This is a genomic window from Comamonas sp. JUb58 (assembly GCF_004364775.1).
In the GTDB taxonomy this organism is placed as follows: Bacteria; Pseudomonadota; Gammaproteobacteria; order Burkholderiales; family Burkholderiaceae_C; genus Comamonas.
The window spans coordinates 176240-195989 of the sequence record NZ_SOAL01000010.1 but is presented as its reverse complement, the minus strand read 5'-3'; the positions used below and the strand labels follow the sequence as shown (position 1 = coordinate 195989).

The following is a 19750-nucleotide window of genomic DNA, read 5'->3' as shown; positions in this document are numbered from 1 at the left end:
ATGATCGCGGTTTTCTGAGCCCCTGACACCTGGCGAGCCACCATGCGCATATTGCTGATTGAAGACGAGCTGGAGATGGCCGCCTGGCTGGTGCGCGCGCTCAAGCAATCGAACATCGAGGCGGTACATGCCGCCCAAGCAGCGATGGCCACGCGCCTGCTGCCTGATGGCCGTTTTGATGTGGTGGTGCTCGATCTGCAACTGCCCGACCAGCATGGCTTTGACTGGCTCTCGGCCATGCGCGGCCAGGGCCGGCGCGAACCGGTGCTGGTGCTGACCGCGCAAGGCGCGGTGCAGGACCGGGTTGAAGGCCTGCACCGGGGCGCCGATGACTACCTGACCAAACCCTTTGATGTGGCCGAGCTGGAGGCGCGCCTGGCCGCGCTGCACCGGCGCAGCCAGGGGCGGGTGCAGGCCATGCAGCAATGCGGCTCGCTGCGCTATGACAGCAACCACCGCACCTTCTGGCTGGCTGACCAGATGCTGGCGCTGACCCCGCGCGAGCATGCGGCGCTGGAAGCGCTGATGGCGCGCACCGGTGCGCCGGTGGGCAAGTCCAAGCTGACGGCCAAGGTCTTTCCGCAGGACAGCACCGTCAGCCCCGATGCCATCGAGCAGGTGCTGCACCGGGTGCGGCGCAAGCTGGCTGGTGGCGATGTGCATATCGTGACCGTGCGCGGCCTGGGCTATATGCTCGAAACCCTGGTGCCCAAGAGCCCGGGCAGCATGCTTTCTGCCTGAACACCATGCGCTGGCGCCTGCGCTCCTCCAACGGCCTGCGTCTGCGCCTGCTCTGGGTGCTGGTGCCCGTGCTGATGGGCCTGCTGGTGCTCGACAGCTGGCGTGACAGCGTCAGCCTGGCGCGCGAGCTGGAGCGCGCCTATGACCAGAGCCTGCTGGAGCCGGCCCAAGCGCTGTCGGACAACCTGCGCTGGGATGCGGAAGGCCAGCTGAGCCTGGATGAGCCCTTGCACATCATCTCGATGTTCGAGGTGCTGAGCAGCCGGCGCAAATTTTTGCGCGTGCAGCTGCAGACGCCCGATGGCGCGCAGCAGCGCCTGCTGCTGGGTGCGAGCGAGTTCCCCGAGCCCGCGTATGACCCGGCCGACCCCAGCCGCCCCTTCCGCGCAGCCGACGATGGCACCCGCGTGCCCTACGCCGCCGAGGTGGACCACCAGCCAGTGCGGGTGCTGGCGCTGCTGCGGGTGCTGCATGACCAGTCGGGGCAGGAATGGCGTGTGCTGATCCAGACCGCGCAGACCAGCGCCGGCATTGAACGCACGGTGCGCAGCCTGATGTGGGACAGCCTGCTGCGCGATGGCCGCACCCTGCTGGTCCTGGTGCTGGTGGTGTGGCTGGGCGTGGCCTGGGGCCTGCGCCCGCTCAAGGCCTTGCGCCGGGCCGTGCAGCAGCGCCGCAGCGATGACCTGCAGCCGCTGGCCACCGAGGCAGTGCCCGGCGAGGTGCGGCCCCTGGTCGATGCGATGAACCTGCACCTGGCGCAGCAGCGCGATGCGCTGGCCCAGCAGCGCCAGTTTCTGGCCGATGCCTCGCACCAGCTGCGCACGCCCTTGGCCATTCTGAGCACGCAGACCGGCTATGCGCTGCGCGAGACCGACCCCGAGGCCGTGCAGGCCACCTTGCGCAGCATGCTGCAGCAGCTGCAGCGCGGCCGCCGCGTGTCCGAGCAGCTGCTGGCGCTGGCCCATGCCAGCCAGCCCACCGCCCAGCAGGCGCTGGAGAGCGAGGTCTGCGATGCCAATGCGGTGGCGCGCGAGGTGGTGCTGGCCTACCTGCCGCTGGCGCTGGACAAGCAGCAGGACCTGGGGTGGACCGATGTGCGCGGCCAGGATTTTGACGGCGACGTGGAGGGCGAGGCGGACCCGGGCGCTGCGATGGCCGCACCGGTGCAGGCCGCGGCCACCGCCGTCTATGAGCTGCTGGCCAACCTGGTGCACAACGCGATTGCCTACACCCCTGCCGAGGGACGTATCAATGTGTCGGTGCAGCGCGAGGGCGCCTGGGTGGAGATCCGCGTGCAGGACAACGGCCCCGGCATTGCGCCCGAGGACCGCGAGCGTGCCTTTGCGCGCTTCAGCCGCTTGCAGGCTGATGCGGCGCTGGCACCGGGCGGATCGGGCCTGGGACTGGCCATTGCCCGGGCCTATGTGCAGCGCTTCCATGGCGACTTGCTGCTGCAGGATGGCGATGCCAGCGATGGCGCTGCAGGCCGGGGGCTGACTGCCCTGGTGCGCCTGCCGCTGGCCACTGATCACTGCTGAGCGCGCTGTCCTTTAAGAGACTGTTTTCGCTAAGTAGATTTACGTATTTTGAGGCCCGGTCCGACGTTTGGCAGCTGTTTGGCAGCTTCGTTTTCTAGACTTTCCGCGCAAGTTGTAAGAAAAGGAGACGAACATGAGTCAACACAGGTCCACCCTCGCGGGTGCGCATGGGCGCCGGGCGCCCGCCAAGGAGCGGCCATGAGCGCCGGCGGCAAGAGCTACAACAAGGATTACTACGGCGGCGCGCTGATGATCCTGCTCGGTGGCAGCGCTGCCTACGCGGCACAAAGCTACAACATCGGCTCGCTGGCCCACATGGGACCAGGCTACTTCCCATTTGCGGTCGGCATTTTGCTGGCGCTGACGGGCGTGCTGATTGCGCTGAGTGCCAAGAAAAAAGGCCCCGGCGACGAAGCGGCGCTGGTGGGCCACAAGCATGACATTCCCGATTTCCGGGGTGCAGCCTGCATCATTCTGGGCACCATTGCCTTCTACTTCTGTGGCGAATACCTGGGCCTGCTGCCGGCGACCTTTGCCATCGTGTTTATCTGCGCTTTGGGTGACCGCAGCAACAGCGTCATGGCCTGCTTTGTGCTGGCCATGTCGATGATGATTGTCGCCGTGGTGATTTTCTGGTGGGCGCTGCAGGTGCAGATGCCGCTGGTCAGGTGGGGGATGTAAGCCATGGGACAAGCACTGCAAGACCTTTGGTACGGCTTTGGCATCGCCTTCCAGGGCCATAACCTGATGTGGTCGTTTTTCGGCGTCCTGGTGGGCAACCTGATCGGCGTGTTGCCGGGCATGGGCGCGCTGTCGGCGATCTCCATTCTGCTGCCACTGACCTACACCATGCATCCGGTGCCTGCCATCCTGATGCTGGCTGGTATCTTCTACGGTTCCCAGTACGGCGGCGCCATTGGCGCCATCTTGCTGAACCTGCCATCGCACCCGCCCCATGCAGTGACTTGCCTGGACGGCTACCCGATGACCAAGAAGGGCAAGGGCGGAACCGCGCTCGGTATCACGATGATCTGCTCGTTCTTTGCCGCTTCGGTCGGCATCATCGTGATGATCTTCGCCTCGCCACTGCTGACCACGATCGCGTTCAAGTTTGGCCCGGCCGAGCTGTTCTCCATCATGCTGCTGGGCCTGCTCGCAGGCTCGACCATGTCGCGCGGCTCGCCGCTCAAGGGCGTGGCCATGACCTTGTTCGGTCTGCTCTGCGGCATCGTCGGCACCGACGTGAACAGCGGTACCTTCCGCTTTGCCTTCGACATCCCGGACCTGAGCGATGGCCTGGAAATGGTGGCCGTGGCGATGGGCTTGTTCGGTATTGCCGACTTCCTGCTCAACGTCAACAAGATGAAGGCGATCACCAGCAACACCAAGATGCGCATCCGTGACATGCGCCCCTCGATGGGTGAGCTGAAGGAAGCCTTCTGGCCGATGGTGCGCGGCACGGCCGTGGGCACCCTGTTTGGCGCGATGCCCGGCACGGGCCCGACCATCACCACCTTCATCGCCTATGCGCTGGAGCAAAAGGTGGCCAAGGATCCGAGCCGTTTTGGTACCGGCATGATCGCTGGCGTGGCCGCCCCCGAGGCCTCCGCGCACTCGAAGACCCAGGTGGACTTCATTCCGACCATGAGTCTGGGCATCCCCGGTGACGCCGTGATGGCGCTGCTGCTGGGCGCGCTGCTGATCCAGGGCATTCAGCCTGGTCCTCAGTTGATCACCGAGCATCCGGACATTTTCTGGGGCCTGATCGCCAGCTTCTGGATCGGTAACGTGATCCTGATGATTCTGAACGTGCCGCTGATCGGCGTCTGGGTCAAGATGCTGGCCGTGCCTTACAAGTACCTGTTCCCGTCGGCGATGTTCTTCATTGCGGTCGGTGTGTTCACCACGCAAAACAGCCTGTTCCACATCTGGGAGGTGCTGGCCTTCGGCATCATCGGTGCCATCCTGATGGTGCTGGATTTCTCGGTCGCGCCGATCATGCTGGGCTTTGTGCTCGGCCCGATGATGGAAGAAAACTTCCGCCGTGCGCTGCTGCTGTCCCGTGGTGACATGATGGTCTTCATGCAGCGCCCCATCAGCGCGACCTTTGTCTGCATCAGCCTGTTCCTGCTGGCTGCTGTGACCTGGTCGGCCTGGCGCAAGCGCTCCAGCGTGAGCAAGGTGGCAGAGGCCATCGCGCAAGAGACCTCGGACGCTGGCGTGGTGGTGGCCAAGTAAGCCTCGCCGCCCCAAGCAAAAGCCGCTCCTCGGAGCGGCTTTTGCTTTTGGACAGGCGACGATCAGCGCTGCAGGCGGGCGAACTCCTGCGCAACCTCCGCATGGGCCTGCTGCATCGTGGCAGATGGCGGCGGCCCCATGCGGCTCACGACCACCGCAGCGATCCAGGCAAACACAAAGCCGGGAATGATCTCGTACAGACCCAGCCAGCCAAGCTGCTTCCAGACCAGTACGGTGACGGCACCGACGATGATGCCGGCCAGCGCGCCGCCACGCGTCATACGGCCCCAGAACAGCGACAGGATGATGACCGGGCCAAAAGCGGCACCAAAGCCCGCCCAGGCATAGCTCACCATGCCCAGCACCTTGGCCTCGGGGTTGCTGGCGATAGCAATGGCAATCAGCGCTACCAGCAGCACCATCGCCCGGCCCACCCAGACTAGCTCGGTCTGGCTGGCCTGCTTGCGCAGAAACACCCGGTAGATGTCTTCGGTCAGCGCGCTGGAGCAAACCAGCAACTGGCAGGACAAGGTGCTCATCACCGCAGCCAGAATGGCGGCCAGCAAGGCGCCGGCGATCCAGGGGTTGAACAGCTGTTTGGTGATCTCCATGAACACAGTCTCGGCATTGGCGTTCACTGCCGCAGCGCCTTCAGGATGGGCGGCGAAATACGGAATGCCGATAAAGCCCACGGCCACCGCACCGCCCAGGCACAGCACCATCCAGGTCATGCTGATGCGGCGCGCTGCAGGAATGGTCTGCACCGACGAGGCCGCCATGAAACGCACAAGGATATGCGGCTGGCCAAAGTAGCCCAGGCCCCAGGCCAGCAAGGAGACAATGCCCGCCACGCTGGCGCCGCGCAGCAGATCGAACTTCTCGGCGCTGACGATGGCATGCAGGTCCTGGCCGGGCTGCAGCTGGCCTTGCACCGCCAGCCAGGCGATCACCGGTGCCAGCAGCAAGGCGGTGATCATCAGCGAGGCCTGGATGGTGTCGGTCCAGCTCACGGCCAGAAAGCCGCCAATCAGCACATAGGCGATGGTGCAGGCTGCACCCACCCACAGCGCGGTGGTATAGGGCATGCCGAACATGTTCTCAAACAGGCGTGCGCCAGCGACGACACCGGAGGCGCAGTACAGGGTGAAGAACACCAGGATCACCAGCGCGGTGACGATGCGCAGCACATTGCTGCGGTCTTCAAAGCGGTTGGCCAGGTAGTCGGGCAGGGTCAACGCATTGCCGGCGCGCTCGGTGTAGAGGCGCAGGCGCCCGGCCACAAAGAACCAGTTGAGGTAGGCGCCAAAGACCAGGCCCACCGCAATCCAGGATTCGGACAGACCGGTGGCGTAAATGGCGCCTGGCAAGCCCATCAGCAGCCAGCCGCTCATGTCCGAGGCACCGGCCGACAGCGCGGTGACAAAGCTGCCCAGGCTGCGGCCGCCCAGGATGTAGTCGGACAGGTTCTTGGTGCCCAGGTAGCCGAGCCAGCCGATGGCCAGCATGGCCACCAGGTAGATGGCGAACATGATCGCCGTGGGATCGTTCCAGGAAAATTGCATCACGGTTCCTCCATATGTTGGGATTGCTTGGTGGTGAACAGGCGGGTGCGACTTGAAAACCCGCCCGGCCTGCAATATGGCACGGCTGGCGCTTTTGATTAATGGTGGTTATCGATATTGATGTGACGATAGGTAATAAGAAAGCCCCTGGCTGTGCGGCCAGGGGCTGAGCGAAGGGGGCGAGGAGGGCTATCAGGCGGGCAGGAAGCCGTCCACCGACAGGTAGCGCTCGCCGGTGTCGTAGGCAAATCCCAGCACCTTGGCGTTCGGTGGCAGCTCGGGCAGCTTTTGCGCGATGGCGGCCAGGGTGGCGCCCGAGGAGATGCCGACCAGCAGGCCTTCCTCGCGCGCGGCGCGGCGGGCGTATTCACGGGCGGGCTCGGCATCGACCTGGATCACGCCGTCGAGCACGCTGGTGTCGAGGTTGCGCGGGATAAAGCCGGCGCCAATGCCCTGGATGGGGTGCGGAGCAGGCTGGCCGCCCGAAATGACGGGCGAGGCGGTGGGCTCGACCGCATAGACCTTGAGCTGCGGGAACTTGGCCTTGAGCACATGGGCCACGCCGGAGAGGTGGCCGCCGGTGCCCACGCCGGTGATCAGCACATCCAGGCCATCGGGGAAATCGGCCAGCACTTCCTGTGCGGTGGTGCGTTCATGCACGGCGGTATTGGCGGGGTTCTCGAACTGCTGCGGAATCCAGGAGCCGGGGGTTTGCGCGGCCAGCTCTTCGGCACGGGCGATCGCGCCCTTCATGCCCTTTTCCTTGGGCGTCAGGTCAAAGCTGGCGCCATAGGCCAGCATCAGGCGGCGGCGTTCGATGGACATGCTCTCGGGCATCACCAGGATGAGCTTGTAGCCCTTGACCGCTGCGACCAGGGCCAGGCCCACGCCGGTATTGCCGCTGGTGGGCTCGATGATGGTGCCGCCGGGCTTGAGCGCGCCGGTCTTTTCGGCATCTTCGATCATCGCCAGCGCGATGCGGTCCTTGATGGAGCCGCCGGGATTGCTGCGCTCGGACTTGATCCAGACCTGGGCGCCAGCGCCGAACAAACGGTTGATATGGACCACCGGCGTGTTGCCAATGGTGTGCAGAATATTCTCAACTTTCATGGAGCCTCCAGCGGATCGGGATAAAAAAGGGGGTGGAAATTGCCGAACCATTGTGACGCAGTTGATCATTCCGTCTGGAATATCAATATGTCCAGGATGTTCTTAACGAAATGGGACTACAGCCACCCGCCCATCGGCCTTTCTTGATGGCCGTCAATACCGCCAGCAGCCCACCGGCCGAAGATGGGCACTGAACCACACCGCTGTGCAAGGAGGCCGTTTGCTGAGTTTCAACACCACCCTGGTTTTGCTGGGTATCTGCTGCGTCAGCCTGTTGCTGGGCTTTTCCTGGCGCGACAAGGTCTGGGCGCCCTGGCTGATGCTGCTGTCCATTGGCGGCCTGCTGGCGCTGATGGCCAGGATCATCTACGACCTGCTGGCGATGGGATGAACGCTCAGGCAGCCCGGCCGGCGGCATCCCTGGCACGGCGCAGCGGCGTTTTCCACAGCTCGGCCAGCAGCACGCCAAAAATGGTCATTGCGCCGCCCATCCAGAGGTAGCTGTGCAGCTGCTCCTTGGCCCAGGCCGAGGCGATCAGCGCGGTCAGCAGCGGGGTCAGGTTGAAGAACATGATCGAGCGACTCGGCCCGAGCTTGGCGACGGCCGTCATCCACATCCAGGTTGCCACGATGGAGGCCATGGTGCCGGCATAGGCGACCAGGTACCAGTTGTCCGCATTGAGGCCGACCTTGGGCGAGGCCAGGTAGAAGGGCAACTGCGCAAACATGGCCACCACCATCTGCAGGTACAGCAGCTGCCAGCTGGGCACGCGCGGCATGGCCCAGCGCTTGAGCAGGATGTTGTAGGCCGCATAGGCCAGGCAGGCCAGCAGCATCAGCAGATCGCCGCGGTTGATACCCTGTTCCAGCAGGGAGACGGGATGCCCCTCGCTGATCACCAGCACCACGCCGGCAAAGGCCAGCACCGAGCCGATGGCGCCACCGGCCGTCAGCACCTGGCCCAGCAGGCCCACGCAGATGCCCAGCACCACCAGCGGCGACAGGGTCAGGATGATGCCCATGTGCGTGGCCGTGGTGTAGGCGGCGGCAAAGTAGGCACAGCTTTGGTAGACCACCATGCCCAGCACGCCCAGCACCAGGATCTGGCCGGCATGGCCCCGGATGGCCTCGCGGTTGCGCCAGACCGCCGGAAGCAGCACGGGGGTGACCAGCAGCACCGCCAGCACCCAGCGCAGAAAGCCGATTTCAATGGGTGCGATGGCGCCAGCAGCTTGTTTGCTGACCACCGTGTTGCCGGACCAGATCAAGACCGCCAGCAGCGGATACAGGTATTGCATAGCTCAAGAACTCAAAAACATCTGGCTGCTATCATCGCTGTGGCAGGTTTAAAGCCTATAGCTGCAATCAGACATTTAAAGCACCAAGCCAGACATATTGCGCGGTGCGGCAGGCAAGGAGGCCAGGATGGCGACAGGCCAGGCACTGAAGATTTACGACGTGGATGCCGAGACGGCGCCCTATCTGGTGCGCTATGACGAGTTTGCCGCCGGCAGTTTTGCCGATGCGCACAGCCACCGGCCCGGGCATCTGAACTACACATCGCATGGCACGATGACCATCGTCACCCAGGGGCGCAGCCTGGTGGCGCCGCCGCAGTACGGCATCTGGATTCCGCCGGCGGTGGAGCACAACTGCTATGTGCCGCAGGCAGCGGTCTACCGCTCGTTCTATGTGCAGCCGGCGCTGTGCACGGGCCTGCCGCAGCATGCCTGCATCATCCGCATCAGCGCCATTGCGCGCAGCATCCTGGCCGATCTGGCCCAGCGCGACATACGCCGGCCCGCAACGCCCGAAGACCTGCGTCTGGCCGAGGTGATGGTGGACCAGCTGCGGCTGGCGCCGCCCGAGCACAGTTTTCTGCCATCGGCCCAGTCCAAGGCGCTGCTGGCGGTGCTCGATGCCCTCAAGGCCGAGCCCGGCAGCCGCCGCACCATGGCCGATTGGGCGGCATCAGTACACATGACCGAGCGCACCCTGGCGCGCCACTGCCACCAGGAGCTGGGTATGGGCCTGGCCGAATGGCGCCAGCGCCTGCGCCACCTCTGCGCGGTGGATGCGCTGGGCCAGGGCCAGACGGTGCAGGAGATCGCCTTTGACCTGGGCTACAGCACGGCCTCGGCCTTTATCGCGATGTTCCAGCGCGCAGCGGGCATGCCGCCCGAGCAGTTCCGGCGCGAGTTCAGCAGCGCGGTGGCGGAATAGGGCGGCAAGATGTGGTTTACCCCGGCAGCGGCATGCAGTTTTTGCGCAGCTGGCGCGGGCGGCTGCCATTCGGTGGAATAATCACGCCTGTGAAGCCTGCCAGACCGCCGCTGGTGCTAGTGCCGAAAGGCCGCACTGGAGGAACGTCCGGACTGCACAGGACAGCGTAGCAGCTAACGGCTGCCCACCGTGAGGTGAGGATCAGAGCAACAGAGACGAGTCCGGGGGGCGTACCGCAAGGTAAACCACCCGGGGTGAAACGGGCAATCTCTACGCGCAGCAATACCAAGTAGGCCAGCGTTGATGTGGTTCCGCAGAGTTGGCGGGTAGGTAGCGTCGAGCCGTGGTGGTGACACCCGGCCCAGAGTAATGGCGGTCACGCCTGGGGCAACCCAGGTGCACAGAATCCGGCTTATCGGCAGACTTCACACTTTGATAATGGAGAAAACGGCCACTGATCTACTTCGGTGGCCGTTTTGTCTTTTTGAGCGATGGACTCAGTCCTTTTTGCGGGCACGGGGATGGGCCTGGTCGTAGACCTGGGCCAGGTGCTGAAAATCCAGCCGGGTGTAGACCTGGGTGGTGGTGATGCTGGCATGGCCCAGCAGCTCCTGCACGGCGCGCAAATCCTGGCTGGATTGCAGCACATGGCTGGCAAAGGAATGGCGCAGCATGTGCGGATGCACCGGCGTGGTCATGCCGGCGACGAGGCTGCGCTCGCGCAGGCGTTGCCAGACGCTGGCGGCCGACAGGCGGGCGCCGCGCACGCCGATGAACAGGGCCGCATCGCAGGGCGCCACCTGGTCACGCACGGTCAGCCAGGCCTGCAGGGCCACCAGGGCCGCCTTGCCCACCGGCACCACGCGGCGCTTGCTGCCCTTGCCCAGCACATGGGCCTCGGCCGCTTCCATATCGATCCAGCCCAGCGCCTGCACGCTGGCAGCGGTATCCAGGCCCACCAGCTCGCCCACGCGCAGGCCGCTGCCATAGAGCAGCTCGACCATGGCGCTGTCGCGGGTCTGCACCCAGGGGTCGCCCTGGGCATGGCTGGCTTCGGAAAAGCGCACCGCATCGTCGACCGACAAGGCCTTGGGCAGTGGCTTGGGGGATTTGGGGGCGCGCACATCCTGCACCGGGTTGCGCTCGACCAGGCCTTCGCGGCCGGCCCAGGTAAAAAAGCCGCGCCAGCCACTCAGGATCAGCGCAATGCCGCGGCCACTGCGGCCTGCGGCATGCATCTGCGCAACAAAGCGGCGGATGTGCTGGGGGCCCAGCTGCAGCACCTCGGTCTGGGCCTCGGCCGCCATGGCCGACAGGCGCTGCAAATCCAGCGTGTAGAGCGTGTGCGTGCGTGGTGCCAGCCGCTTTTGCACGCGCACATGCTCCAGGTACTGGAGCATGGGGGCGCTGAGCGCGGCGGTGTCCATAGGGCCTAGCGCAGGCGGCAGAGCACGCTGGCGGCAATCTCGCCAATGCGCTCGAGCAGGTCGGTGTCCATGTCGGCCTGGAAGCGGGCCGGATCGGGCGAGCCCAGCACCAGCAGGCCCCAGGCGGGGGTGTCACCCAAGATGGCGCCGTCGCGCAGCGGCAGCAGCACCACCGACTGCACCTGGGCGCTGTCGGGCAGCCAGCCGGCCGGCTCGACACCGACATTGGGGCCGCAGTAGGGCGTGGAGAGCGAGCTCGCAAAGCTGCGGGCATCGGCGCTCACGCCCTGGGCGAAGGGTTCGTTCAGGTAGGTTTCGGCCACATCCCAGAGCCGCAGCGCGACCTGGGGCACCTCGAAGTGCTGCATCAGGCTCTCGGCAATCACCTCGGGCAGCTGCAGCGGGTTGCGGGTCTTGACGACATCGCAGGTCCAATGGTGGATGCGGTCGATAGTGTGGTGGTTCTGGCTGCCGTTGCGCATCATGTCCATGATTCGGTGCTCCAGGCCCTTGATCTTGTCGCGCAGCATCTCGGCCTGGCGCTCCTGAAGGCTGACGGTGCGGTTGCCGTAAGGGCTGACCATGTGCACGCCGGTCAGCACCTGGGCCTGGCGCTCGAAGAAATCCGGTGTCTGCACCAGAAACTCGGCGATGTCTTCTTCGGTAATGGGGGGAACCTGGTTGTTGTTTGCGCTCATCGGTCTCTCTCGTATCGGCTGTTCGCCGTCTCCTCAATCGGTAGCCGCAAGGTGCTGCGCCGTGCCTAGTCCGGAATGCTGATCTGCCCTTCGAACACGGTCGTGGCCGGGCCGGTCATCATCACTGGATCAGTGGCCTGGCCGCTCCAGACGATGGTCAGCATGCCGCCCCGGGTCTGCACATCCACCGGGCTTTGCAGCAGGCCCAGCTCGATGCCAGCCACCACGGCCGCGCAGGCGCCGGTGCCGCAGGCCAGGGTCTCGCCAGTGCCGCGCTCGAACACCCGCAGCCGCACCTGCTGCGCGGTTTGTACCTGCAGAAAGCCGACATTCACGCGCTCGGGAAAGCGGGGATGCGACTCCAGCACGGGGCCTTGGGATTCGACCGGTGCGCTATCCACATCATCGACCAGCATGACGGCATGCGGGTTGCCCATGGACACCGGCACGATGAACACGGTGCTCGGGTCGGTCGGCACCTGCAAGGCCAGCGGCCATTTCTGCGTGTGGTGCTGAGCCACTGGCGTAAGGCCGCTGGTGTTGAAGGGGACGTCTTCCGGCACCAGGCGGGGCTGGCCCATGTTCACGGTGACCCGGCCATCGGCCATCAGCTCGGGGGCGATCACGCCTTTTTGGGTCTGGACCCGGATCGCCTGCTTGTCGGTCAGGCCCTTGTCGTACACAAAACGTGCAAAACAGCGCGCGCCATTGCCGCATTGCTCCACCTCGCCGCCATCGGCGTTGTGGATGAGGTATTCAAAATCGATCCCTGGGGCGGGTGAGGGCCGTACCGTCAGGATCTGGTCGGCACCAACGCCAAAATGGCGGTCGGCCAGAAAGCGGTACTGGTCGGCACGCAAACCCAGGGGGCCAGCGGTCTCGTCGAGCACGACAAAATCATTGCCGGCGCCTTGCATCTTGGTAAATCGGATGTCCATCCGCCCATTATCGCTTTTTGGGCCCGGCCGGATGCGCTGGGGGACAGAGCGCGTAAGAAGCTGTTACTTGCAGCCCGCCCCGAGGTTGCAGATGCGGACAGTCTGGGGCGGTACGCCCCGCCCGCGCTGCGGGTGACACGGCCCAGCCATGCAAGTGTTGATAATGGGCCTATGACCCGTACCAGCCAGCTACTCCATGTGCAACGCGAGCCCGTACCGGCCCGCGCAGCCGCCACGGCCCTGTTTTTGCGCGATGCGCCTGACCCCCAGGCGGGACCAGGCGCCACCCGGCTGGAGGTGCTGATGTCGCGCCGCTCCGACAAGGCCCGCTTTGCCGCCGGGCACTATGTCTTTCCCGGTGGCGCGGTGGATGCCGGCGATGCCCTGCACCACGACCTGCTGGCGCGCCGCACGGCGCAGACCAGCGAGGAGCTGACCTATGCCCAGGCCGCCATCCGCGAAAGCATGGAGGAAATGGGCGTGCTGCTGGCCCGCCATGCCGATGGCCGCTGGGCCAGCCAGGCCGAGGTGGCCAGCATGGACCGCAGCCAGCCGCTGCTGCCCCAGTGTGGCGCGCTGGGCCTGACCCTGGCGGCCGATATGCTGTGGCCGCTGGCACGCTGGACGGCGGCGCAAGAGATACCGATCCGCTTTGATGTGCCCTTTTTGGTGGCGCGCATGCCTGAGGGGCAGGAAGCGGTGACCGATGACACGGAACAGTTCGAGGCGCTGTGGGTGCACCCCGCCCAGGCCTTGCAGCGCGCAGCCGACGGGCAGATGACGGTGATGTTCCCCACCCGGGTCACGCTGGAGCGCCTGGCGGCCTACCCGACGGTGCAGGCGCTGCTCGATGTGCTGCAGGCGCTGCAGCAGGTGCAGCCTGGCCAATGGCTTTGGCAGTCGATGCCGCGTGGCGCGATGGTCGATGGCGAGGTGCGCCGCTTTATGGAACACGAGACCGCCTACGGCGAGCTGGCCCTGGTCTGCCCCGATGGCCAACTGCACCATACCGTGGGCTGGCAGAGCGAACAGCCGGTGCCGCTGCTGAAGAACGTGCAGCGCCTGACGGCCGACAACGGCGGCACGATGACCGGCCCGGGCACCAACACCTACCTGGTCGGTGATGCCGAGACCGGCTACATCGTGGTCGACCCCGGCCCCAAGCCGCAGCTGCAGGACGACCCGCACCTGGCGCGCATTCTGGCTGCCACCGGTGGCGATATCCGCGCCATCGTCTGCACCCATTCGCATGCCGACCATTCCCCAGGCGCAGCGCCGCTGCAGGCGTTGGTCGCGCAGTCGGGCCGCAGCAAGCCGCTGATCTGGGGGCTGGCGTCTGCCTGCACCGCCCGCGCGGGCAGCCAGTTCACGCCGGACCAGGCACTGCAGGACGGCCAGGTGCTGCAGCTGGCCCACCCCAGCGACCCGGCGCGCAGCCACAGCCTGCGGGTGCTGCACACCCCCGGCCATGCCGCCAACCATGTCTGTCTGGTGCTGCAGGAAGACGGCCTGCTGTTCAGCGGCGACCATATCCTGAACGGCAGCACCACCGTGGTGGACCCACCAGACGGCAATATGCGCCTCTACCTGGCCTCGCTCGCCAAGCTGGCCCAGGCCTGCGAGCAAGACCAGATCGACTTCATCCTGCCGGCCCACGGCTATGCGCTGGCCCAGCCGCTGCAGGTGATTGCCAAGCTGCATGCCCACCGCATGGCGCGCGAAGACAAGGTGCGCCAGGCCATGGCCCAAGCGCCTGATGGCACACCGGAGGATTGGGTCGCGATTGCCTATGCCGACACGCCGGAGCGTCTGTGGCCGGTGGCCAAGCGCTCACTGCTGGCGCATGTGGAGCATATTCGCGGGATGTGAGGGTGGCTTGGGCCTTGCGCCCAAGCTCGCTTAGAGTTTGGGAATCTTGATGCGGCTGATCATCAGCGAGCCCGACACCGCAAACAGCAGCACCAGCGGGTGCAGGGTGAAGCCGCCGATCAGCAGCTTGCCAAACCACAGATCAGCCCGCACCGCATTCATCGCGGCGGCCAATGCCAGCAAGGCGACCAGCACGATCGAGGTCGGGATGGGTGTGCCTTCAAAGTACTTGACCTTGCCCGATGCGCCATCGGACAGCGCCTCGGCGGTCACGTTGTAGCGCGCCAGGCGCGAGACGCCGCAGGCCACAAAGTAGCCCAGCACAATGCGGTCCCACATTCCCTGCATGCCGCAGGCATAGGCAATGATGGCGGGCGCCACACCGAAGGAGATCACATCGGCCAGCGAATCGAGCTCGCGGCCCATGGCCGATGATTTTTGCCGCCAGCGCGCAATGCGGCCATCAAAGATATCGAAGATCAGCGCGGCCAGCACCAGCGCCGCGGCAAAGTAGATGTGCCGGCGGTCCGAGGTCTCCAGAAAGGTCATCGCCGAGAACAGCGCGCCGACGCCGCAGACGGCATTGCCCAGGGTGAACCAGTCTGCGAGGTGGAACTCGCGAATCATCGAAAAACGTTTGTGTGGACTATTCATGAAGGTGATGTCTACAGCCCGAATGCAAGGGCCGTCTGTGCTGCTGCGCTGTAGCTGACCATGGTACACGCTGTATCCGCCAGCGCCAAACCGGGCGTCGGCCATGCTCCATCAAGCGGGCAAGATCTCCATCAATCCTACAAACAATGTAGGCGGAGCCACAACATTGCAGGGCCAGACTTGCGGCACTCAAAACTGGAGCCCTCCGCCGTGACTTTCAATACCGAACAACTGCTGGCTGACGAAGCCCAATACTGCTCTTTTGGCGATACCGTTCACTACGTCAATCCCCCCAAGATCTTCAGCGGCTGCGAGGGCAGCTACATGGTTGACCAGGAAGGCACGCCCTACCTGGATCTGCAGATGTGGTACTCGGCCGTCAACTTCGGCTACAAGAACAAGCGCCTGGAAGACAAGATGATCGAGCAGCTGCGCGAGCTGCCCCAGGTCGCCAGCCAGTACCTGCACCCTACCAAGATCGAGCTGGCCAAGTTCATCGCGCAGGATGCCGAGAAGAAATGGGGCATGCCCGGCCGTGTGCACTTCAACGTGGGCGGCGCCCAGGCGATTGAAGACTCGCTCAAGGTGGTTCGCAATGCCACCAATGGCAAAAGCCTGATGTTTGCGTTTGAAGGCGGCTACCACGGCCGTACCCTGGGTGCATCGAGCATTACCTCCAGCTACCGCTACCGCCGCCGCTTCGGCCACTTCAGCGACCGCGCACAGTTCATCCCTTTCCCTTATCCGTTCCGCCGCCCCAAGGGCATGACCTCGGAAGAGTATGCGGACTCCATCGTGCAGGAGTTTGCGCGCAAGTTCGAGAACGAATACCACGCCGTCTGGGACCCCAAGACCCAGCAGTGCGAGTACGCGGCTTTCTATGTCGAGCCGATCCAGGGCACCGGTGGTTATGTGGTGCCACCGCCCAATTTCTTCCGTGGCCTGAAGAAGGTGCTGGACGACCATGGCGTGCTGATGGTGGTCGATGAAATCCAGATGGGCTTCTGGCGCACCGGCACCCTGTGGTCGGTGGAGAACTTTGGCGTCAAGCCCGATGTGCTGGTGTTCGCCAAGGCGCTGACCAATGGCCTGAACGCACTGTCCGGCCTGTGGGCCCGTGAAGAGCTGATCAACCCCACGGTGTTCCCACCAGGCTCGACGCACTCGACCTTTGCCTCCAACCCGCTGGGCACGGCCCTGGGCCTGGAAGTGATGAAGATGACCCACGAGATGGACTTTGGCCGCCAGGTGCGCGAGTCGGGTGCCTATTTCCTCGATGGCCTGCAACAGCTGCAAAAGCGCCATCCGGAAATCGGCGATGTGGACGGCATGGGCCTGGCACTGCGTGCCGAGATCTGCACGGCCGATGGCTTTACCCCCAACAAGGCGCTGCTCGACAAGATGGTCGACCTGGGCCTGGAAGGCAAGCTCGAATACCAGGGCCAAAAACGTGGCCTGGTGCTGGACGTGGGCGGCTACTACAAGAACGTGATCACCTTCGCGCCGTCGCTGATGATCAGCCGCAGCGAGATCGATGAAGCGCTGGTGCTGCTCGACCAGCTGATCACCCTGGCCAAGCGGTCCTGAGCTTGAGCGAGTCCTTGCGCCCTTCGCGCAACCAGTTGGAGCCCTCTGCGCTGATCCGGCAGTTTGCCGCGCATCCGCCTGAGGGCTTTGCGGTGTTCTCGGACCGGCCGTTTCCGGCCTTTCGTGCGCCTTTTGACCTGCTGACCACGGCCGACGAGGCCGTCAAGCGCTGGGTGCTGCAGCTGCCCGGCGGGGCCTGGCTGGCGCAGCGCTTGCGGCTGCGCACCGATTTTGTCGGCTCCACCTTGAGCGAGTACCTGGTACTGCCCCCGGATGTGGAGATGGACAAGCTGGCCCGCCAGCTGTGCAGCTACGCCGGGCGCTGCATGCTGACCATCGTCAAGGACCTGCCGCAAAACTCGCCGCTGCTGCCGCCGGCCGACAATGCCGATGCCCATCGCTTGGCGCAGGCGCTGCAGCATGAGGGCTTCATCCTGGTGGAAGGCCAGGCGCTGGCCTATGTGGCTATCGATTTCGACAGCATCGATGCCTACCTGGCGCGGCTGTCCAAAAACCGGCGCTCCGACCTGCGCCGCAAGCTCAAGAGCCGCAGCCAGCTGCAGATCCGGCGCATTCCCACCGGCCCGGCTTTTGCCGACGAGGCCTTGGTCGATGCCTACTATGCGCTGTTCGAAGCCGTGTATGCGCAAAGCGAGTTGCATTTTGACAAGCTCAGCCGCAGCTTTTTTGCCGCGGTGCTGCGCGATGCCAGCAACCAGGGCCTGGTGTTTGAGTACCGCGATGCGCAGGATGGCGCCTTGCTGGGCTGGAACCTGTGCTTTGCGCATGATGGGCGCCTTGTCGACAAATACATCGGCCTGTCCTACCCGCGTGCGCGCCAGACCAACCTGTACTTTGTCAGCTGGATGGTGAACCTGGAATATGCGCTGGAATGCGGCCTGTCACACTATGTGGCTGGCTGGACCGATCCCGAGGTCAAGGCGCAGCTGGGTGCCAGCTTCACCTTCACCCAGCATGCGGTCTACATCCGCAACCCGCTGCTGCGGGCCTTGGGGCGGCGGTTTTCCCGGCATTTTGAAAGTGACCGCGCATGGCAGGAACAGCGATGACTCCCTTGGTGCTGGATGTCGATGGCTCCGTCGGCCCCCTGGCCGGGGAGCTGCGCCTGCCGCTGGGCGATTGGCAGGAGGCGATCCGCTTTGGCGCATCGCTGGGCCGCTACCAGCAGTTCCGCCGCCATGTGCAGTCACTGCTGCCGGCGCAGCATGGCACGGCCTGGATGGGCAGTGGCGATTTTCACCACCTGTCCTGGCTGCTGATCGAGCACTGCATTGCCCGCCAGGGCTACACCGCGGCCCGCCCGCTGCGCGTGGTGGTGCTGGACAACCACCCGGACAATATGCGTTTTCCCTGGGGGGTGCACTGCGGCTCCTGGGTGCGGCGCATTGCCATGCACCCTGCCGTATCGCATGTGCATGTGGCGGGCATCACCTCGCCCGATATTGGCGCCGGCCATGCCTGGGAGAATTACCTGGGCCCGCTGCGTGCCGGCAAGCTCAGCTACTGGAGCTGCGGCGTGGACACCGGCTGGGCACGGCGCCTGGGCCTGTCGGCCGCCTTTCGCGCGTTCCCCAGTCTTGATGCCTTGACAGAAGCCTTGACGGCGACCTTGGCACGCGAGCGCCAAAGCAGCTACCTCAGCATCGACAAGGATGTGTTTGCCACCGACGTAGTCACCACGAACTGGGACCAGGGCCAGATGCGCGAGGCGCAGGCGATGGGCATCATTGCAGCGCTCGACGGCCAACTGGTGGGCAGCGATATCACCGGCGATGTCTCATCCTGGCAGTACAGCACCTGGTGGAAGCGCTGGCTCAGTGCCGGTGATGGCCAGGACACCGCCATTGATGCACAGGCACTGGCCGCAGCCCAGGCGGGCCAACATGCGCTCAACCAGCGGCTGATGGCGGCTTTGTCTGCCGCAACGCATCCAGCAGCTGGGCAAACAGCGCATCGCTGAGCCAGGCACTGTTGCTGACGGCCAGCAAGCGCTGCGCCCAGTCGCGGGCCTGCGGCACCGGGTCTTGCAAGGCCTCGCCCAGCACGGGCGCATAGCGCGCATAGTCGGGCAGCACTTCGCTAAACGGCAGCGACAGGCCCCAGCCGCTGGCCCAGTGCGCCTGCATCAGCGCATCGCGCTGGGCGGCGCTGGGCAAGCGCAGCAAAATCACCGGCCAGATGCCCTGCGCCTGAGGTGCGGCATCGTCCACCACCTCTACACCGGGCAGGGCACGCAGCTGGGCCACGCGCCGCTGCGCCTGCTGCTCGGCCTGCTCCCAGTGCGGGCGCAGCCGCGCCAACGCGCGCCGGCCAACGCGCCGGCGCCAAGCGCCCAGGCTGTGCTGCGGGATATAGCTGTCAAAATCATCGCCGGCCGCTTCCACCCAGTCGCCCCGCGCCAGGCTGCGCCGCAACGGCGCGCCGTAGACCCGGTCCAGCAGCGCAGGGCGGAAGGCTGCGGCATAGCCGAGCAGCTCCAGGCTGCGGCGCAGCTCCCAGGCGAGGTGGGGGCGTATCGATGCCTGGTGCTGCGCGCGCAGCGCCGCCATCAGCGCCGGGTCGCGGGCCAGCAGCACGCCGCCTTCATAGGTCGTCAGGCCCTTGCCCACCGCCAGGCTGAACAGCGCGATGTCGCCCTGCAGGCCCACGCTGCCGCCCGCTACGCGGGCGCCCAGGGCCTGGGCGGCGTCTTCGATCACATAGGCACCACAGGCCTGGGCGCGGGGCAGCAGGCTGGCGACATCGGCCACCCTGCCACCCAGGTGGGTGGGTACCACGGCCAGGGTGCGGTGGCTGAGCACGGTATCCAGCGCTTGGCCATCCATGTCCAGGCGGTCGGGCGACAGATCACAGAGCCGCAGTTGCAGCCCGCTTTGCGCGACGGCCATTGCCACCAGAGGGCAGGTGTAGGCGGGCACCACCACCTCGCAGCGCTCGGGGGCGAGCTGCTGCAAGGTCCGCAATGCCAGCATCAGCGCGGAGGTGCCGGAGCATTCCAGCAGCACCTCGTCCACCCCCAGCCAGGCGGCCAGCGCCCGGTCCAGATGCTTATCTCCCCAGGGGCGCAGATCGGCGCAGCGCAGCGCCAGGCCGGCAGTAGGAGGGACGGAGATGCGGCGCGTTGTCATCAGCTATGGGCTT

General features: G+C 65.3%; 18 protein-coding genes and 1 other RNA gene. 11 read left to right on the top strand and 8 right to left on the bottom strand.

Going from position 1 to position 19750, the window contains the following annotated elements:
- Window positions 1-42 precede the first annotated feature (42 nt).
- The 4 genes from EDF71_RS12975 (at window position 43) to EDF71_RS12960 (ending at window position 4520) form a co-directional block, all read left to right on the top strand.
- A complete protein-coding gene (locus tag EDF71_RS12975) occupies window positions 43-741 on the top strand; it encodes a response regulator (RefSeq protein WP_133856995.1) in 699 nt (232 codons plus the stop codon).
- Window positions 742-746: 5 nt separating this feature from the next.
- Window positions 747-2282, top strand: a complete 1536-nt coding sequence (locus EDF71_RS12970; protein ID WP_133856994.1) for a sensor histidine kinase — start codon at window positions 747-749, stop codon at window positions 2280-2282.
- Between the two features lie 198 nt (window positions 2283-2480).
- Window positions 2481-2963, top strand: coding sequence for a tripartite tricarboxylate transporter TctB family protein (locus EDF71_RS12965; protein ID WP_243854291.1), 483 nt, complete (start codon window positions 2481-2483; stop codon window positions 2961-2963).
- Between the two features lie 3 nt (window positions 2964-2966).
- The gene (locus EDF71_RS12960; RefSeq protein ID WP_133856993.1) at window positions 2967-4520 is read left to right on the top strand and encodes a tripartite tricarboxylate transporter permease; all 1554 of its coding nucleotides are present in this window, start codon (window positions 2967-2969) and stop codon (window positions 4518-4520) included.
- Window positions 4521-4582: 62 nt separating this feature from the next.
- Here EDF71_RS12960 and putP read toward each other — a convergent pair whose 3' ends face one another.
- Complete coding sequence (gene putP, locus EDF71_RS12955) at window positions 4583-6082, bottom strand: sodium/proline symporter PutP (RefSeq protein ID WP_133856992.1); 1500 nt, start codon at window positions 6080-6082, stop codon at window positions 4583-4585.
- 192 nt (window positions 6083-6274) lie between these two features.
- Window positions 6275-7192: a cysteine synthase A gene (gene cysK, locus EDF71_RS12950; RefSeq protein WP_133856991.1), complete on the bottom strand. Its 918-nt coding sequence runs from the start codon at window positions 7190-7192 to the stop codon at window positions 6275-6277.
- A gap of 220 nt (window positions 7193-7412) precedes the next feature.
- On the opposite strand from cysK, the gene EDF71_RS12945 reads away from it, so the two are divergent.
- Window positions 7413-7583: a hypothetical protein gene (locus EDF71_RS12945; RefSeq protein ID WP_230770413.1), complete on the top strand. Its 171-nt coding sequence runs from the start codon at window positions 7413-7415 to the stop codon at window positions 7581-7583.
- 4 nt (window positions 7584-7587) lie between these two features.
- On the opposite strand, the gene EDF71_RS12940 is transcribed toward EDF71_RS12945, so the two are convergent.
- Entirely contained in the window at window positions 7588-8490 is a 903-nt protein-coding gene (locus tag EDF71_RS12940; RefSeq protein ID WP_133856989.1) for a DMT family transporter, read from the bottom strand.
- 127 nt (window positions 8491-8617) lie between these two features.
- Between EDF71_RS12940 and EDF71_RS12935 the strand changes: the two genes are divergently transcribed.
- Together EDF71_RS12935 and rnpB are read left to right on the top strand one after the other, a co-directional pair.
- Complete coding sequence (locus EDF71_RS12935) at window positions 8618-9415, top strand: helix-turn-helix transcriptional regulator (protein ID WP_133856988.1); 798 nt, start codon at window positions 8618-8620, stop codon at window positions 9413-9415.
- 91 nt (window positions 9416-9506) lie between these two features.
- An RNA gene (gene rnpB, locus EDF71_RS12930) (RNase P RNA component class A) lies at window positions 9507-9846 on the top strand.
- Window positions 9847-9912: 66 nt separating this feature from the next.
- Here rnpB and EDF71_RS12925 read toward each other — a convergent pair.
- From EDF71_RS12925 to dapF, 3 genes are all read right to left on the bottom strand, one after another.
- Window positions 9913-10842 (bottom strand): tyrosine recombinase XerC, encoded by a 930-nt coding sequence (locus EDF71_RS12925; protein ID WP_133856987.1) that lies wholly within the window; start codon window positions 10840-10842, stop codon window positions 9913-9915.
- A 5-nt stretch (window positions 10843-10847) separates the two neighbouring features.
- Complete coding sequence (locus EDF71_RS12920; protein ID WP_133856986.1) at window positions 10848-11540, bottom strand: DUF484 family protein; 693 nt, start codon at window positions 11538-11540, stop codon at window positions 10848-10850.
- Between the two features lie 65 nt (window positions 11541-11605).
- Window positions 11606-12478 carry a diaminopimelate epimerase gene (gene dapF, locus EDF71_RS12915; protein ID WP_133856985.1) on the bottom strand — a complete coding sequence of 291 codons (873 nt, stop codon included), beginning with the start codon at window positions 12476-12478 and terminating at the stop codon, window positions 11606-11608.
- A 171-nt stretch (window positions 12479-12649) separates the two neighbouring features.
- Between dapF and EDF71_RS12910 the strand changes: the two genes are divergently transcribed.
- The gene (locus EDF71_RS12910) at window positions 12650-14347 is read left to right on the top strand and encodes an MBL fold metallo-hydrolase (protein ID WP_133856984.1); all 1698 of its coding nucleotides are present in this window, start codon (window positions 12650-12652) and stop codon (window positions 14345-14347) included.
- Window positions 14348-14377: 30 nt separating this feature from the next.
- On the opposite strand, the gene pssA is transcribed toward EDF71_RS12910, so the two are convergent.
- Window positions 14378-15001 carry a CDP-diacylglycerol--serine O-phosphatidyltransferase gene (gene pssA, locus EDF71_RS12905; protein ID WP_133856983.1) on the bottom strand — a complete coding sequence of 208 codons (624 nt, stop codon included), beginning with the start codon at window positions 14999-15001 and terminating at the stop codon, window positions 14378-14380.
- A gap of 210 nt (window positions 15002-15211) precedes the next feature.
- Between pssA and EDF71_RS12900 the strand changes: the two genes are divergently transcribed.
- Genes EDF71_RS12900 through EDF71_RS12890 form a run of 3 tightly spaced genes read left to right on the top strand, consistent with a single transcriptional unit; the run spans window position 15212 to window position 18569 of the window.
- Window positions 15212-16588 carry an aminotransferase class III-fold pyridoxal phosphate-dependent enzyme gene (locus tag EDF71_RS12900; RefSeq protein ID WP_133856982.1) on the top strand — a complete coding sequence of 459 codons (1377 nt, stop codon included), beginning with the start codon at window positions 15212-15214 and terminating at the stop codon, window positions 16586-16588.
- Window positions 16589-16590: 2 nt separating this feature from the next.
- The gene (locus EDF71_RS12895) at window positions 16591-17658 is read left to right on the top strand and encodes a GNAT family N-acetyltransferase (RefSeq protein WP_243854290.1); all 1068 of its coding nucleotides are present in this window, start codon (window positions 16591-16593) and stop codon (window positions 17656-17658) included.
- Window positions 17655-18569 carry a hypothetical protein gene (locus EDF71_RS12890; RefSeq protein ID WP_243854289.1) on the top strand — a complete coding sequence of 305 codons (915 nt, stop codon included), beginning with the start codon at window positions 17655-17657 and terminating at the stop codon, window positions 18567-18569. The genes EDF71_RS12895 and EDF71_RS12890 overlap by 4 nt, the downstream gene beginning before the upstream one ends.
- Here the strand turns inward: EDF71_RS12890 and EDF71_RS12885 are convergent.
- Entirely contained in the window at window positions 18499-19737 is a 1239-nt protein-coding gene (locus EDF71_RS12885) for a DegT/DnrJ/EryC1/StrS family aminotransferase (protein ID WP_133856980.1), read from the bottom strand. The genes EDF71_RS12890 and EDF71_RS12885 overlap by 71 nt on opposite strands.
- Window positions 19738-19750 lie beyond the last annotated feature (13 nt).